Origin of the sequence: Lutispora saccharofermentans, from assembly GCF_024363565.1 — a bacterium.
GTDB classification, from domain to species: Bacteria; Bacillota; Clostridia; order Lutisporales; family Lutisporaceae; genus Lutispora; species Lutispora saccharofermentans.
Genome location: NZ_JAJEKE010000006.1, coordinates 24801 through 40770, shown reverse-complemented (window position 1 = coordinate 40770; position 15970 = coordinate 24801). Strand labels below are relative to the sequence as shown.

Here is a 15970-nt window from a genome sequence, read left to right as displayed (position 1 = left end):
AATTTTGGCATGATGGGATAGAATATTAACCATATATGATTAATTAACCGAGGAGGAATGAACTTGATAAAAATAGGAACAAAAGCGCCTGATTTTACTTTGGACAGCACAAAAGGCAAAGTCTCAATGAAAGATTATGCAGGAAAGTGGGTCGTATTATTTTTCTATCCCCTTGACTTCACTCCTATTTGAGGAAGCGAGGTGCCGGAGTTTAACCGTAGGTTAAAGGATTTTGAAAAGTTCAATGCTCAAGTCATAGGAGCAAACCCTGACAGTGTATATAGCCACAAAGCATGGTTGGAATCCATAGGAGAAGTAGATTACCCGATTTTATCGGATTACACAAAAAGTTTGTCAAGGAGCTATGATGTCCTGGATGAGGAAACAGGCATAGCCTATAGAGGCACATTCATAATAGACCCTGACGGAGTGATAAGGTATGCCTCGGTTCATGATTTGTCCATAGGAAGAAACGTTAATGAGATACTTAGGGTTCTTGCTGCGCATCAAACTCAGAAGCCGTGCCCCGTAAACTGGGAGGCAGGGAAGCCGACGCTTTAAGCTTTTGATATTTTAGATTGATTGCAGCAAACGATTAATATTTTGATGTATTTGAAGAGGTTTAACATGCAATATAAAGATACGAAAGAAGCTCTGTTTATAAAAAGGCCAAATAGATTTATCGCCCATGTCTTGCTTGACGGAAAAGAAGAAATAGTACATGTAAGAAACACGGGAAGATGCAAAGAAATCCTGATGGAAGGGACAAAGGTGATATTGGAAGCATCAAAGAATCCCAACCGAAAGACTGCTTACTCTCTGATAGCAGCCTACAAGGGGGATACGCTCATAAATATCGATTCTCAAATACCCAATGCCGTCGTATTTGAGGGTGTGAAACAAGGCAAGATTCCATTGATTTCTGGTGTAAAATACTTGAAGAGAGAAGTGACTTATGGTAATTCAAGGTTCGATATGTACTTTGAAAAGGAAGACAGCAGGGGCTTTATTGAGGTCAAGGGCGTGACCCTTGAAGATGGCGGGTTGGCAATGTTTCCAGATGCTCCTACCGAGCGGGGGAGGAAACATTTGGCTGAGATGAGCCATGCTGTTTCCCAGGGTTATGAAGGTTATGTGATTTTTTTGATTCAGATGAAAGGTGTGGAAGCTTTTTCTCCAAACTTTGTCATGGACCCTGATTTCTCAGAGGAGCTTAAACGCTGCTCGGATAAAGGCGTGAAGGTCTTGGCATATGATTCCATTGTGAAGGAGAACGAGATAACGATATCCCAGGCGATCAAGATAATTGGAATATAATCTCAGCATAACATCGATTGCAGAATTAGATAATAATATTGAAAATATTAATGGAGGTAGATATAAAAATGCAAGGTAGAGTAGGTCATACAGATAGTCATCTTCCCGGAGTAAAATGTGTAGTCGATACATGCCACTATCATGCTTCAGATGATCACTGCACAGCTTCAAGCATTGAAATTCAGCCAAGAAATGCTAAGAACACTGAAGAAACAGATTGTGCAACCTTTGCTCCTAAATAAATAATCGGAAATCAATAAGCTGCCCACCGGGCAGCTTATTTCATATCAAATATATCATCATCTAGTGGAATTCCATTTCGACCTCGTTGTCGCATCCAGGGCAAGCGCCCATTATTTTGCCGTTTACATCGAAAAATTCCATATCATCTCCGCAGCGGAAGCATTTCAAATTCAGTTTTTTATTATCAAGATACTTTCCGAGAAATTTTACATTGGAGCCCCTTGCGACCATTTTAGAGTATGCTTTGCTCTCATTTTTATTCTTTATCAATTCATTTTTTGTCGTTATGAAATTAATATTTTCAAGCTGGAGAGTTTTGCGGGCATTCTCCAGAGAGCGGATTTCATCTGTTATTTCCATGATCCTGTCTTGATTTGCTGCAATTTTATCGTTTAATTCCTCGATAACATCGACTTCCTCATCATAGTTGAAATACAGCCTGTATGCCTGCATATGATTTTCCTGATGGTTGAACTCAGCTTCACAGAATCTGCAATGGTCCATAAAAGGTATATCATTTTCATCTACATATGTGTTGCCCAATTCATTACAGTATGGGCATTGTATTATATATATTGCAGATATATAATCTCTTTTTTCCAATTCATTAAACAGTCTTTCGTGTTCAGTGACTGTAAGGTCAAGCTCCTTGACCACATCAGGGTATAGCACATCGTTTTCGGAATATTGTTCTAGTATCTTAATGAATTTCTCGGATTTCTTTTCAGGGATAATATTTTGCCTCTTTAAGAACTCAATTAAATTCATATAACACCCTCCAATACAATATTTGTAGGTCAATATTGCTGTATAAAGTATAACATGAATGAAAATTCAAAACAATATTCACCGTTTATTAAAAAAATATTGACACCAAATTTAAATTAGATTATACTGTATAAAAATGCATAGCAGTATAAAGATTATGATGGGAAGAGTAATTTGGGAAGGTAGTCATAGCGAGTCGGCGATGGTGAGAGGCCGATACGATAACCCATTTGAAGAACATCCCGGAATTTCTAACCGAAATCTTAGGATAGTAGACTTAGACGCAGCCAGGACGTTATACCTGGGCGATATCGAATACAGGTTATTCCGTATCGGCAGAGTGAACCATGTGTTAATCAGGGTGGTACCGCGGAAGCAATGCCTTTCGTCCCTTTATTTCAGGGATGAAGGGTTTTTTTATTTAATTTTTCAATATTGGAGGGCAAAAAAATGGGAAAGGTTACTTTTATAAGACCTAAGGGTTATAGGTCTATGCATGATGTTCTGGAGACACAAATAGCTATCAAGAGGATTAAGGATTATTTTGAAAAAAGCCTGTCGGAGCAGCTGAATCTTACAAGGGTCTCGGCGCCTTTGTTTGTTACTACAGATACAGGGCTGAATGACTACTTAAACGGCGTGGAAAGGCCTGTGTCTTTTGATGTCAAATCCATAGAGGGGAAGAGGATAGAAATAGTGCAATCTCTGGCCAAGTGGAAGAGAATGGCGCTTTACAAATACGGCTTCAAGCCTTATGAGGGTTTATACACGGATATGAATGCAATTAGAAGGGATGAAGATCTTGACAATATTCATTCCATCTATGTGGACCAATGGGATTGGGAAAAGATAATAATGAAGGAAGACAGAAACATTGATTTTCTCAAAGACTGTGTAAGAAAGATTTACAAGGCCTTTAAGAATACGGAGAGATGTATGCAAGGCATTTACAAAGACTATGAAGAAATACTTCCGGATGAAATAACTTTTATAACTTCTCAGGAGCTTGAGGATATGTACCCGGATAAAAGCCCCAAGGAGAGAGAGAATGCCATTGCAAAAGAAAAAGGTGCGGTATTTATTACAGGTATTGGCGGTAAGCTGAAATCCGGTAAAAGACATGACGGAAGATCTCCCGATTATGATGATTGGATGCTGAACGGAGACATACTTTTCTGGTATCCTGTTTTGGATATGGCATTGGAATTATCTTCTATGGGAATCAGGGTGGACAAGGATGCTTTGCTCAGACAGCTCAAATTGTCCGATTGCGAAGACCGGCTTAAGCTTGAGTATCATCAAATGCTGATGGAGGATAAGCTTCCCTTGACCATTGGAGGAGGCATAGGCCAGTCAAGGATATGCATGTTTTTCCTCAGAAAGGCGCATATAGGGGAGATACAGGCTTCCATATGGCCCCAGGAAATGATAAGCATCTGCGAAGCGCATAAGATAGCGCTGTTGTAGGGGGCGCCTCAGCGCCCACCCTTACAGCTTTTCCGGCTCATCATAGCTGACGCCGAAGGTCTCTGCGGTGACCTTTTTCATCCTTTGGTCATTCATAGGCCTATCTCTGAAATCTGTCGGAGAATCTACGATCTCATCTGCGGCCTCAATTCCTTCTGTTACTTTGCCGAATGCAGCATAAGCACCATCTAAATGCGGTGCTGCTTCTACCATGATGAAGAATTGGGAGCCTGCCGAGTCGGGATGCATGGAACGGGCCATGGAGATGACACCCCTGTCATGCTTTAAATCATTTTTGAATCCGTTGGATGAAAACTCTCCTTTTATAGAATAGCCGGGGCCGCCTGTACCTGATCCTTGAGGGCATCCGCCCTGAATCATAAAGCCGGGGATGACCCTATGGAATATGAGCCCATCATAGAAGCCCCTGTTCACAAGTGATATGAAGCTTTTTACAGTATTCGGAGCTACATCCGGATACAGCTCGATTTTTATAGTTTTTCCATTTTCCATTTCGATTGTTACAATTGGATTAGTGTTCATGCAAAATCTTCCTTTCATATGTATATCAAACCTATTCTATAATAAATGGAGGGCTATGTAAAATATATTATGCGGCAATAAACCGGAAAATATATTATAATAATATAGTAACTTTTAAGCTATATATAACGTTAAAAAGATTTTACAGCAATAATGTTATCCTGACTGATATAAGAGTGCATCGTGAAGGGGCTTAGAGTTTGTTAGTTTTGACGCAACCCTATGCAAGCTTACAAAGTCTTTGTCCCGGAGCTTTCGCAATCGTTATCAGTCAGCATAACAGCTATGTAGAATTTTATTGCAACTTATATACAATTGATTCGGGAGAGTTGTTTATGTCTATGGAATGGGGTAACAAAAGATATTATAGCCTCAACTATTTTTTGAGGCAGAAATTCGGAGAAAAGATATTTAAAATATCCTTAGACGGCGGTTTTACCTGTCCCAACAGGGATGGAAGGGTATCCAAAAACGGGTGCATATTTTGCAGCCCCAGAGGCTCCGGGGACTTCACCATGAAAAACAAAGATCTGTCACTTCAATTTGAGGAAGCCAAGGCTATGATGCAAAAAAAATGGAGGAGCGGAAAATACATAGGATATTTTCAAGCTTATACAAATACTTATGCGCCTGTTGATGTTTTGAGAGAAAAATATAATACCATACTTGAGAAGGAGAATGTAATCGGTCTGGCCATTGCAACAAGGCCTGATTGTTTGCCGACCGACATCCTTGAATTGCTGGAGGAATTGAACAGCCGTACATATTTGTGGGTGGAATTAGGGCTGCAGACCATTCATGAAGATACAGCCAGGCTGATCAACCGGGGATATGCTATGGAGACCTATGTAAGCGCGGTTGAAGAATTAAAAAAGAGAAATATTGATGTCGTCACCCACTGCATATTGGGATTGCCCGGCGAGACTAACGTCGATATGCTTGAAACCGTCAATTTTGTTGCGGGTACAAAAACTCAGGGAATCAAGCTCCACCTTCTCCATCTCATGAAAGATACACCTATGGTGAAACTATACGAAGAAGGCACGCTTAAGCTGATGGAAAGGGATGAATATGTGGGTTTGGTAGCGGACTGTCTCGAAAAGCTTCCGCCGGATATGGTGATACACAGGCTTACCGGAGACGGACCGCGGGCTACCCTTATAGGCCCCTGGTGGAGCCTCAATAAATGGGAAGTGCTGAATGCAATAGATGATAAGCTTGTTGAAAGGGATAGCTGGCAGGGAAAGAAGTACGGATTATAGCTGAACCTCTTTCCCTGATTTAAAATCAACATACTTCTTCTGAGCATCTTTGAAGGCGACGAGAACAGCTCTTTGGGATGAACCCAGATATCTTTTTTCTACTTCAGCTCTTATTTGCTCATAATCATGCCTGATGCTTTTTCCGATGAATATGGTTTTTATGAACTCATTTGTAAGAGGAAGTATGGAATTGCATTCCACATCGATTATTTCTTCGGTCTGGCTGTTGACGACGAAGCCCATAAAGAATGCCCCGTATACATGAGTTATGGGGTTGTTTTGCTGAGATTTGGAATTTCCTACTATATAAGTAGTATCAGTAGTATATTTCAAATTTAATCCCTCCTCTTTATATAAGCTATCATAAAAATACTATTAATGTAAGAGGAATTTTTCAAAATATATAGAATATATATTTTAAGGTTGGGATAGCCTCAATGGCAGTAATGCCATTGACTTTTCTGATCGTATTTATGTCGCAGCATTTATTATCGTAAATGAAGTTCGGCAGAAAGAGTTATCATAGCTTTTTCTTCCGAATTTTTTGTTTATAAATAAAGCCTAGGAGGGATTTGATGCTTAAAGATGATATATTAAGCTGCTTTGACGGGATGAGTGCAAAGGTTTCCATAGTGCTGAAGGATTTGCTTAAAGAAGAAGCGGTGCTTGAATTGGACGCAGCAAGGGTGGTTCCTTCTGCCAGCACCATAAAAATCCTTATAATGATCGAAGCGTTGAAACAAGTTATGGAGAGCAGGCTTTCCCTTGAGGAGATGGTCTTCATCAAACCTTCTGAAAAGGTTGATTTCAGCATAATATCGGAGCTGGATGTGGCCTGCTACAGTATACGGGATCTCATAACCCTTATGATCATCATAAGCGATAACACTGCTACCAATGTACTTATAGATATTTTAGGCTATGACAATATCAATGCTCAAGCAGAGCGGATGCAGCTTAAAGGTACGGCTTTGAACAGGAAGATGATGGATTTTGAAGCTGCAAGGCAGGGAAGGCAGAACCTGACTACTGCCCGGGATATGGCTTATATGATGGAAGCCCTTTATAAAGGAAGGATACTTGACAGAAATATGTGCGATCTGGCATTGAACATTTTGAAGAGGCAAAAGCATAAGGATTTGCTTAAAAGATATATTGCTGAGGATATTGTAGTAGCACATAAATCGGGAGACTTGGAAAATCTTAATCATGATATAGGTATTTTTTATCTGCCGGATGCAGTTTATCTGCTGGGAGTATTTGTTACCGAGGCAGAAAGCAATGTATTGGCAAAGCATATCATAGGCAAGGTTTCTGAAACAGTGTATGAGCATTTTTGCGCGAAAATTTAGGAGGTGGCCCAATGAGAATTGTTTCCGTTGAGACGGAGCTGATTTCCATGAAATTAAAAAAACCGTTCAAGACGGCACTGAGGCAGGTATCTGTTGCAGATGCTTTAATAGTAAAGCTTACCGCAGATACAGGAGACATAGGCTATGGCAGCGCTTCTCCCACAGCCGTAATTACAGGTGATACCAATGAATCAATAGAAGGTGCAATTAAGAACTATATAGCACCTTCGGTAGTAGGAATGGATATCGAAGAGCTGGAAGCCATAATGAGAAAGGTTGAATCCTCGGCAGTTCATAATACGAGCGCTAAGGCTGCAGTGGATATAGCGCTTTATGACCTTTTCGCCAAAAGATTCAATATACCCTTGTACAGGTTATTCGGAGGTGCGCGGAAAGAGATCGAGTCAGATATAACCATAAGCGTTAACTCACCTGAGGAGATGGCTGCGGATGCGATAAACTATGTCAAAAATGGATATAAGACATTGAAGACTAAGGTAGGGGTAGATGGCAAGCTGGATATCAGGAGGGTTAAGGCCATCAGAGACGCTGTGGGGCCTGATGTACAGTTAAGGCTTGATGCCAACCAGGGATGGACACCGAAGGAAGCTATAAAAACCATAAGGGCTATGGAGGATCAAGGCTTTGATATTGAGTTGGTGGAGCAGCCTGTGAAGGCTATTGATATAGAAGGGCTGAAATATATTACCAGCAATGTTGAAACCCCCATTATGGCAGATGAGGCTTTGTTTTCTCCCCATGATTGCTTTATTTTGCTCAAAGAGAGAGCTGCCGATATACTGAATATAAAGCTTATGAAATGCGGCGGCCTTCACAATGCGCAGAAGATAAACGCTATGGCGGAAAGCTGCGGGGTAGAGTGCATGATAGGCTGCATGATCGAAAGCAAGGTGGGCATAGCTGCAGCAGCTCATTTTGCAGGGGGCAAATTGAATATTACCAGAGCTGATTTGGATGCTGTTGACTTGATAGAAAAGGAGCCTATTTCAGGTGGAGTAGAGCTCTCGAAAAACAAATTAATACTCAGTGATGGAGCAGGACTTGGCATAAAAAACATTGATTTTGACGGAGGTGCCTTTGATGAATAATAAGCTTGCCATTACCAGAAAGAATGTCATACCTTTGAAATTGAAGCCTTCCTTTGACAGCGAAATTGCGGATGAGAGCTTATACGGCATGGTGCTGGAGCTGGTAGAGGCCCTTGATGACGGATGGTACAGAGTTAAAGCACATTACGATTATGAGGGCTATGTCCACGAAAGCAATATTTTAATCGATAGCAATAGGGCAATTGAGTGGCAGGAAAATGCAGACTGCTATATATCCGGTAGGATAGTCGATGTATTGGCCGAACCGAAATATGCCAGCTATCAGCTGGAAACACTGACAATGGGAGCATTTGTCCATATGACAGGCAGAGAAGAAGAAAGATGGGGTGAAGTTGAGCTTATAGATAAAAGAAGGGGCTGGATTCGCAAAGAAGTATTCAGGAAGATGCCTTGTTTTGATTTGAAGCGGGATGAAGAGGCGGCAAGAAAGAGCATCATAGACACAGCTTTTGCCTACATGGGAACCCAGTACAGATGGGGAGGCAAGAGCCCTATGGGTATAGATTGTTCAGGATTTGTATCCATGTCATATATGCTAAATGGTATAATAATATATAGGGATGCCAATTTGAAAGAAGAATACATGAAATCCATTTCATTGGAACATATAAAACCGGCAGATCTGATGTTTTTCCCGGGCCATGTGGCCATGTATATAGGTGAAGGAAATTATATTCACTCTACCGGCCGGGAAGGAAGGGTATTGATAAACAGCATCAATCCGGGAAGTGATGATTATAGGGAAGATTTGCACAAAATGATAAATGGAGTGGGAACTGTATTTGGGAGATAAGGCATAAATTATTTATTATTTATATGAAAGGGTGGTATATGTGAAAAAAATTTATGTATCTGTTGACATGGAAGGTATCGGAGGCATTGTCAGTCCAAATCAGGTAGGAGTAGAAAACAATGATTTATATAGGGAAGGCCGGCAGCTTATGGCTGAAGAGGCCAATGCAGTCATAAAGGGCATAAACGAAGGCGGCGGCATTGCAGTTATTGGGGATTCTCACGGCGATATGCTCAATATACCTATCGGAATGCTGAAGGGAGATTTCTTACTCGCCTGCGGTTCCGATAAGACTCTTTCAATGATGGATAGCATCGATGATACTTTTGACGGAGTAATTTTTATAGGGTATCATGGAAGATTCGGAACTCCATTTGCGATAATGGATCACACATATAGCCCGTCTATATTATACAGCTTCAAGATAAACGGAAAGGAAGTAGGCGAAGCGGAAATAAATGCTGAGGTAGCAGGCTATTTCAATGTGCCTGTATTGATGCTTTCAGGCGACGACACCACTGTAGCACAGGCAAAACAGTTCTTCCCGACCATTGAAACCGTGGAGACCAAGAAAGCCCTTGGAAGATTCTCTGCATTATGCAGGCCTGTGGAGACTGTAAGAAGTGAGCTTCGGGAAGCTTCCAGAAGAGTGGTGGAGGATATAGAAAAATATGGATATTTATACAAATCTAAGCCTCCTATTAAAATAGAACTGGTATGGAATACACCTGCTATGGCTCACAAGGCCACCTATGTGCCCGGTGTAATCAGAGTAAGCGAGCGCGTCACGACCTATGAGTGCGACGACTATATTCAAGCTTTTAAAGTATTCTCTGTCCTGAGGACATTGGCGTATTCTGTAGCCGATTCGAACTATCTGTAGGTTATATAGAATTTTTATTAAAGTGAGAAGGTATATTTAAAATCACATAGAATATATAAATAACACATAATATTCTGAATATTACGCAATGCATTTTGATAGTTGAATAAAAAATTATTATCTATGCACTGCTGCTTTGGATACAATTCCAAGTGTTCAAAATCCAGTAGAAAATAGTCTTTATTTTCTACTGGATTTTTATTAAACATTTTTTCTATCTGTTATATATTCACGTAATATATAAGCCAATAAAATTAAGAGGGGGAAATATGATGAAAAGAAAAACTTTGTTGCTTGTTGTTTCCATGTTGCTTATTATCAGCTTAGTTTTTACAGCATGTAGTCCTAAAGCCTCTACTACAGATAATGCGCAGGCAGAAGGCCAAGGATCAACAGATGAGAAAATGGTTCTTAATCTATCTTTGGATGCTGAGCCACCTCAAATGGACCCTCAAAAAGGCAGTGATTTGACATCGATTTTTGTTTTAGGACATACTTTAGAAGGCTTGACCAGAGTGTATGATGGAAAAATACAACCAGGTATGGCAGAAAGCTGGGAGGTTTCCTCTGACGGTATAACTTATACTTTCCATTTAAGAGATGCAAAGTGGAGTGATGGTGCTGTTGTAAAAGCCCAAGACTTTGAATATTCAATAATAAGGCTACTTGATCCTAATACTGCTGGAGCTTACTCTGAAATAATGGGTTTCTTAATTAAAAACGGAGAAAAATTCTATAAAAATGAAGTTGACAAAGCGGAAGTAGGAGTAAAGGCTATAGATGAAAAAACTCTTGAAATACAATTGGAGGCTCCTACAGGATATTTCCTGAGAGTTCTCGGATTTTTACCTTATTGGCCATCACGCAAAGACATAGTTGAAAAATACGGGGAGGAGTTTTCTTCAGGATCAGACAAGATGGTTTACAATGGTCCCTTTGTTGTTCAAGAATGGAAGCATGAGGAGAAAATTGTTCTTGCTAAAAATGAAAATTACTGGGATAAAGATAAAGTTAAAGCAGACTTAATAGATCTTGTAATCATACCTGATCCCAAAACGGCTATTAGCCTATATGACACCGGAGAGTTGCTTTCTGCATCAATACCAAGTGATATGAGTGAGATTTATATACAAAAGGGTGAAGCAAAGTTTATGCCTAATGGAGGCGCTTATTATCTATCCTTTAACTTTAATAACAAGGATAAAAATATGTTCGGGATTCTTAATAATAAAAATTTCAGGAAAGCGATATCATACGCTATAAATAGAGAGGATTTTGCAAAATCAGTAGCCAAAAATGGAGCACTGCCGGCGACCAGATATGTTCCTCCGATAATTGCAGGTGCTAGTGATAAGTATACAGCTGAATCGCCTTATGATCCACTTCCCCTTAAGGCTGATGAGGCAAAGGCAAAAGAGTATTTAGGGCTGGCTTTGAAAGAACTGAATACGACAGTAGAAAAATTGCCTACATTTAAGCTTCTAACAAGAGATGATGCAATAAGAAGAACTCACATGGAAGCAGTACAGGATATGCTTTCAAAGACTTTAGGCGTAAAAACTGAGATAGTTCAGGTACCCAAAAAGCAATATTTCCAATTGCTTGATGATGGCGATTTTGATATCGCCTATGGCAACTGGTTCCCTGATTATGATGATGCTATGACCTATATCGATGTATACTTAACCGGAAATGGGGTAAATAGAGGCAGATTCAGCAATACAGCTTTTGATGATATGGTTAAGGCGGCTAAGTCTACGCCGGATCTAAAGCTGCGGGGCGAAAAATTATTTGAAGCCGAAAAAATACTTTTAGATGAGCTGCCTATTGTTCCTATATTCTGGGGCTGCAATGCATATGTACAATCAGATAAACTAGTTAATTATGTAAGGTCTTTGGTGGGAGCAGATCCCGACTTAATTTACACATATATAAAATAAATTTCCATCGCAAGGAAGTCTTTTTGGACTTCCTTAAGTTTTTTGATACAGCACCGATAAGTAGAATGGTATGTATATCTGGGCACGAGTTTTAGAACTCAGGATGCATGTATTCCTCTATGACCCCGCTAGCTCTCGTAACTCGTAACTTTTATATATTTCGCTGCAGTAAAATAGCATCCATGTATAGACTAAGTATGCTTATATAAAAATTGTCAATGACCCTTATGAGCTGAGCCTTAGAAAAGCCGTATGTGAGGCACGGACGCCGAGCAAGCTTCCCAGGTCACGGATGACCTTTGGAAAGCGTTAGGATTTTCTTAGGCTCAGTGAATTAGTGTCATCAATTTTTATATACTATACGTGACTATACATGGATGCTATTGCTTATGGAGTTTGCCATTGATATTAGGGAGTCCTTTTGGACTTCCTTTTTGAGTATATGCTACTATATACTCAAATTTGCTCTTGTGCTATCATTAGTATTAATAAAGGATTTGGGGATCATTAGGAAGCAGGGGTGATGATTTTGAAAGAACCTGATATAGATGGTGCAACGATAAGAAAAAATAAAATTCCTATTTTAATTTATACCCCTGAATGGATACAACTGTTTTCTAATTTTAAATCAAGAAGCATGCAGAAATCGATAGCAAAGCTGGAAGAGCTTCTCGCAAAGGAAAAAAATCTGGAGCAGGAGCTTAAGGAACTGGAAAAAAGAAAAAAGATTTCGATGAATAAAATACTCCATCTTTCAAACGAGCTCAATGAAAATAATAATGAAGCCTTTTTAGGACCGCTGAAAGAATCCCAAAAAGAGATCCTGCACATAAACCAAAGGATACCATTGATATTGGAAGAGCTTGAGGCATTGCCTTCTGCAATAGACCAAGAAAATGCCATACTATTGAAAGAAACTGTGAAGAGAACCTATGAGCTTATCAATGAAAGCAAACAGGAAGCCGATGAGATGCAGCAGGATATAAGCAGGATCAGAGAAGCCCTGATGGAACTGATTCAAAAAAAAGTGGATATGGATGAGCGGGTTAACAGGCTTTATTCATATTTGCACGGCATTGTGGGCGTAGACGAAATGGATAAATTGGATGAAAGCTTGCTGAAGGCTTGACGGACAAATATAAATGATACTGGAATAAAAGCAGAATTACTATATATAACGCATTAAATATTCTACATAGCTGTTATGCTGACTGATAACATTATTGCTATAAAATCTTTTTCACGTTATATATAAATGCTATTACAATTGAATATATATAATATTGTACGACGGTGTACAATATAGAGCGATGAAGCTTCCGCTGCAAGACTATGTCTTGATAGGGAAGCTTTTATGTTTGGTGTAAGAGGGGATGATAAAAATGGGGTAGAGAATAAACAAAGAATAATACAAGAATACGTTCCGGGCAAACAGATCACCCTTGCCCATATCATTGCCAGCCCGCAGCATACGATTTATAAAAAGCTTGGGATAAGCGAAGACAAGCAGGCAGCCCTTGGCATACTCACCATAACCCCCAGTGAAGCGGCCATTATCGCTGCCGATATTGCAACAAAAGCAGCCTCAGTAGAAATCGGATTCTTAGACAGATTCAGCGGTTCCCTGGTGATAACAGGGGACATCGCAAGCATTGAAGCTGCTATGAATTCTATAATAGAGCTCCTTCAAGGACAGCTTTTCTTCAATACCGCAAACATAACGAAGTCTTAGGTGAATCGAATGAAAAGCGTCATACTCATCGGTAAAAGCGGCGCCGGCAAAACCACATTGATTCAAAAGCTGCTAAACCAGCCTTCAGAAAATAGAAAGACCCAGTCCTTGGAATTTTTCTCGAGCATGATTGATACCCCGGGAGAGTATCTGGAGAACAAAAGCTATTACAAGGCATTATTGGTATCATCCATAGAATGTGATGCGATTTTGCTGCTTCAGGACCCTTGCGATGAGGTATGCTTTTATCCGCCGGGTTTTGCAACGATGTTTAATAAGCATACCATCGGAGTCATAACAAAGATAGACCGCTATGAAGGAAATATTGAAAGTGCAATGAAATGCCTGACAAGCGCAGGAGCGGACAGGATATTTATGATCAGTTCCTACACCGAAGAAGGATTATATGAACTAAAAAAATATTTGGAATATTTATAGTGAAACATATATATAAATCAGAAGAGGGACATAATGGCTGCTGTGCAAAGGGGCAAAGTTAAACCAATGTGCAAAGGGGGTACTATTATGAGAAGGATAGTAATAGCCGATGATGAGCCTATTACTAGAATGGACCTATGTGAAATACTGCAGGAAAATGGGTACTTGGTTGCAGGTGAAGCTTCAGACGGTTTTGATGCGGTAGAAATGTGCAGAAAAAAGAAACCTGATTTAGTTTTAATGGATGTAAAAATGCCTTTTTTGGATGGCATTAAGGCGGCAAAGGTCATTGTAAATGAGAACCTGGCCCTGTCGGTGATACTGCTTTCCGCATACAGCGGAAACGAGTTTGTTGAGCAGGCGAAGGAGGCCGGAGTAATGGGTTATCTCATAAAGCCTGTGGATGAAAAGACTTTGCTGACTTCTATAGAAATAGCTGTTTCAAAGGGAGAAGAGCTGAAAAGAATAAAGCAAGATTACAATAGGATGAAGGAAAGCCTTGAAAACAGAAAGGTCATTGATATCGCTAAAGGACTGATGATGAAAAAGTATGGCTTAAATGAAGACGAAGCCTATAACCACATGAGAAAGCTCAGCATGGATAAGCGCTGTCCCATGAAGCAAATTGCAGAAACGATATTGGTCAATGAAAGGGAAGCCTTATAAATGGTTATAAAAGAAATACTCAATGAGTTATGTGAAATACACACGGATCTTAAGCCGGATGATATCGGCAAGCTGGAAAAGATGGCAGAAATCCTGCCGATAATCGCTGATCTGGTTAAGGCGGATGTCTTCATAGATTGCCTGACGAGAGACCCAAATGTAGCTATTGTAGTGGCAGAAGCAAAACCATCCATGTACCCTTCCATGTACAAATATTCTGTGGTAGGGGAATTGGCTTTAAGAGAGAACGAGCCCGCTGCATTGAGGACCCTGGAAACCGGCATGGTCACCAGGGATTTGAAGGCGATAACTCAGGAGAATGCCGTGGTAAAGCAAAGCGTAGTGCCCATAAAAGACAAGGGCGGCAAAACAATAGCCGTTCTCATAATGGAACAGGATATCACAGAGGACCTCAATCACAACAGGCATATGGAAATATTAGCTGAAACGGCTCAGCAGCTGACTGAAACCTTGCTTTCCTTTAAGGATGCAGATGGAGAGAACAGCATTACCTATCATCTTAATGATGCTATTGTAATATTTGACGAAAAAGGTATCACTACATATGCAAACCCCGTTGCAAACGAGCTGTATAGAAAGCTGGGCTATAAGGATGATATAATAGGCATGCATTTTAACAATCTGGTTTTGGACGGCAGCACATTTAATTCCGTTGTATTGGAAAGAAGCTGCAAAATATTTGATATAAATGTAGGAAAGCTGGCTTTGCAGGTCAAATATGCAGTAACTAATAATAAGGACAAGATCAAAGGCCTAACGATGCTGATCAAAGATATCACAGAAGTAAAAGAAAAGGAAAAGGAGCTGATACTCAAATCCTTTGCGATAAGGGAAATACACCATAGAGTCAAGAATAACCTGCAGACTATAGCGAGCATTCTAAGACTGCAGTCACGCCGGATAGACAACGAACAGGCCAAAAAATTTTTCAGCGAGAGCATAAACCGGATATTGAGCATAGCAGTAACACATGAAATACTTGCTCAAAACGGAGTTGACGATGTAGATATAAAGACCATCATTGAGAAGCTCAAGGACTATATTATAAGCTACGGAATGGTGCCTAATAAGGATATAAGCCTTGAGGTCGCGGGAGATATAATAATGATAGATTCCGATAAGGCTACTTCCATTGCTTTGGTGGTAAATGAGCTTTTGCAGAATTCCCTGCAGTATGCCTTCATCGGCCGGAGCAGAGGCCGCATAAAGGTGAATATTCAAAAAGGCATAATGTATTCGAACATCTCCATCGTAGATGACGGTGTGGGCTTTAGTGTCAAATCCATAAGGCCGGGAAGCCTGGGCCTTAATATAGTAAAGAGCATTGTAAGAGATAAGCTTAACGGAAACCTGAACATCGATTCTTCTGCCTACGGCACCAGGATAGAATTTGATTTTAAAAATGAATAGGAGTA

General features: G+C 40.1%; 18 protein-coding genes and 1 other annotated feature. Of the genes, 15 read left to right on the top strand and 3 right to left on the bottom strand.

Annotated features, from left to right (window positions below):
• Nucleotides 1–57: 57 nt before the first annotated feature.
• The 3 genes from LJD61_RS08455 to LJD61_RS08445 all read left to right on the top strand — a co-directional run bounded on the left by LJD61_RS08455 (nt 58) and on the right by LJD61_RS08445 (nt 1559).
• Nucleotides 58–561 carry a peroxiredoxin gene (locus LJD61_RS08455; RefSeq protein ID WP_255227096.1) on the top strand — a complete coding sequence of 168 codons (504 nt, stop codon included), beginning with the start codon at nt 58–60 and terminating at the stop codon, nt 559–561.
• Nucleotides 562–627: 66 nt separating this feature from the next.
• Nucleotides 628–1317: a DNA/RNA nuclease SfsA gene (gene sfsA, locus LJD61_RS08450; RefSeq protein WP_255227095.1), complete on the top strand. Its 690-nt coding sequence runs from the start codon at nt 628–630 to the stop codon at nt 1315–1317.
• A 68-nt stretch (nt 1318–1385) separates the two neighbouring features.
• Nucleotides 1386–1559, top strand: a complete 174-nt coding sequence (locus LJD61_RS08445) for a DUF1540 domain-containing protein (protein ID WP_255227094.1) — start codon at nt 1386–1388, stop codon at nt 1557–1559.
• A 61-nt stretch (nt 1560–1620) separates the two neighbouring features.
• On the opposite strand, the gene LJD61_RS08440 is transcribed toward LJD61_RS08445, so the two are convergent.
• Nucleotides 1621–2328, bottom strand: a complete 708-nt coding sequence (locus LJD61_RS08440; RefSeq protein ID WP_255227093.1) for a hypothetical protein — start codon at nt 2326–2328, stop codon at nt 1621–1623.
• A 148-nt stretch (nt 2329–2476) separates the two neighbouring features.
• Nucleotides 2477–2724: a binding site (T-box leader), on the top strand.
• A gap of 54 nt (nt 2725–2778) precedes the next feature.
• Here LJD61_RS08440 and asnA point away from each other — a divergent pair.
• Nucleotides 2779–3795: an aspartate--ammonia ligase gene (asnA, locus tag LJD61_RS08435; RefSeq protein WP_255227092.1), complete on the top strand. Its 1017-nt coding sequence runs from the start codon at nt 2779–2781 to the stop codon at nt 3793–3795.
• A gap of 21 nt (nt 3796–3816) precedes the next feature.
• Here the strand turns inward: asnA and LJD61_RS08430 are convergent, their stop codons facing one another.
• Nucleotides 3817–4338, bottom strand: a complete 522-nt coding sequence (locus LJD61_RS08430) for a peptidylprolyl isomerase (RefSeq protein ID WP_255227091.1) — start codon at nt 4336–4338, stop codon at nt 3817–3819.
• A gap of 335 nt (nt 4339–4673) precedes the next feature.
• Between LJD61_RS08430 and LJD61_RS08425 the strand changes: the two genes are divergently transcribed.
• Nucleotides 4674–5600, top strand: a complete 927-nt coding sequence (locus LJD61_RS08425) for a TIGR01212 family radical SAM protein (protein WP_255227090.1) — start codon at nt 4674–4676, stop codon at nt 5598–5600.
• Here LJD61_RS08425 and LJD61_RS08420 read toward each other — a convergent pair.
• Nucleotides 5595–5933: a DUF3870 domain-containing protein gene (locus LJD61_RS08420; RefSeq protein WP_255227089.1), complete on the bottom strand. Its 339-nt coding sequence runs from the start codon at nt 5931–5933 to the stop codon at nt 5595–5597. The genes LJD61_RS08425 and LJD61_RS08420 overlap by 6 nt on opposite strands.
• A gap of 242 nt (nt 5934–6175) precedes the next feature.
• Between LJD61_RS08420 and LJD61_RS08415 the strand changes: the two genes are divergently transcribed.
• From LJD61_RS08415 to LJD61_RS08370, 10 genes are all read left to right on the top strand, one after another.
• A complete protein-coding gene (locus tag LJD61_RS08415; RefSeq protein WP_255227088.1) occupies nt 6176–6952 on the top strand; it encodes a serine hydrolase in 777 nt (258 codons plus the stop codon).
• A gap of 11 nt (nt 6953–6963) precedes the next feature.
• Complete coding sequence (locus LJD61_RS08410; RefSeq protein WP_255227087.1) at nt 6964–8061, top strand: dipeptide epimerase; 1098 nt, start codon at nt 6964–6966, stop codon at nt 8059–8061.
• The gene (locus tag LJD61_RS08405; protein WP_255227086.1) at nt 8054–8875 is read left to right on the top strand and encodes a C40 family peptidase; all 822 of its coding nucleotides are present in this window, start codon (nt 8054–8056) and stop codon (nt 8873–8875) included. Before LJD61_RS08410 ends, LJD61_RS08405 begins: the two co-directional genes overlap by 8 nt.
• A gap of 40 nt (nt 8876–8915) precedes the next feature.
• Entirely contained in the window at nt 8916–9758 is an 843-nt protein-coding gene (locus tag LJD61_RS08400; protein ID WP_255227085.1) for a M55 family metallopeptidase, read from the top strand.
• 272 nt (nt 9759–10030) lie between these two features.
• Entirely contained in the window at nt 10031–11698 is a 1668-nt protein-coding gene (locus LJD61_RS08395) for a peptide ABC transporter substrate-binding protein (protein WP_255227084.1), read from the top strand.
• A 529-nt stretch (nt 11699–12227) separates the two neighbouring features.
• The gene (locus LJD61_RS08390; RefSeq protein ID WP_255227083.1) at nt 12228–12827 is read left to right on the top strand and encodes a restriction endonuclease subunit S domain-containing protein; all 600 of its coding nucleotides are present in this window, start codon (nt 12228–12230) and stop codon (nt 12825–12827) included.
• Between the two features lie 225 nt (nt 12828–13052).
• The gene (locus LJD61_RS08385; RefSeq protein ID WP_255227082.1) at nt 13053–13430 is read left to right on the top strand and encodes a BMC domain-containing protein; all 378 of its coding nucleotides are present in this window, start codon (nt 13053–13055) and stop codon (nt 13428–13430) included.
• 9 nt (nt 13431–13439) lie between these two features.
• A complete protein-coding gene (locus tag LJD61_RS08380; protein WP_255227081.1) occupies nt 13440–13868 on the top strand; it encodes a EutP/PduV family microcompartment system protein in 429 nt (142 codons plus the stop codon).
• 87 nt (nt 13869–13955) lie between these two features.
• The gene (locus tag LJD61_RS08375) at nt 13956–14534 is read left to right on the top strand and encodes an ANTAR domain-containing response regulator (RefSeq protein WP_303740717.1); all 579 of its coding nucleotides are present in this window, start codon (nt 13956–13958) and stop codon (nt 14532–14534) included.
• On the top strand, nt 14535–15965 hold the full coding sequence (locus LJD61_RS08370; RefSeq protein WP_255227080.1) for a sensor histidine kinase: 1431 nt from the start codon (nt 14535–14537) through the stop codon (nt 15963–15965).
• The last annotated feature ends 5 nt before the right edge of the window (nt 15966–15970 follow it).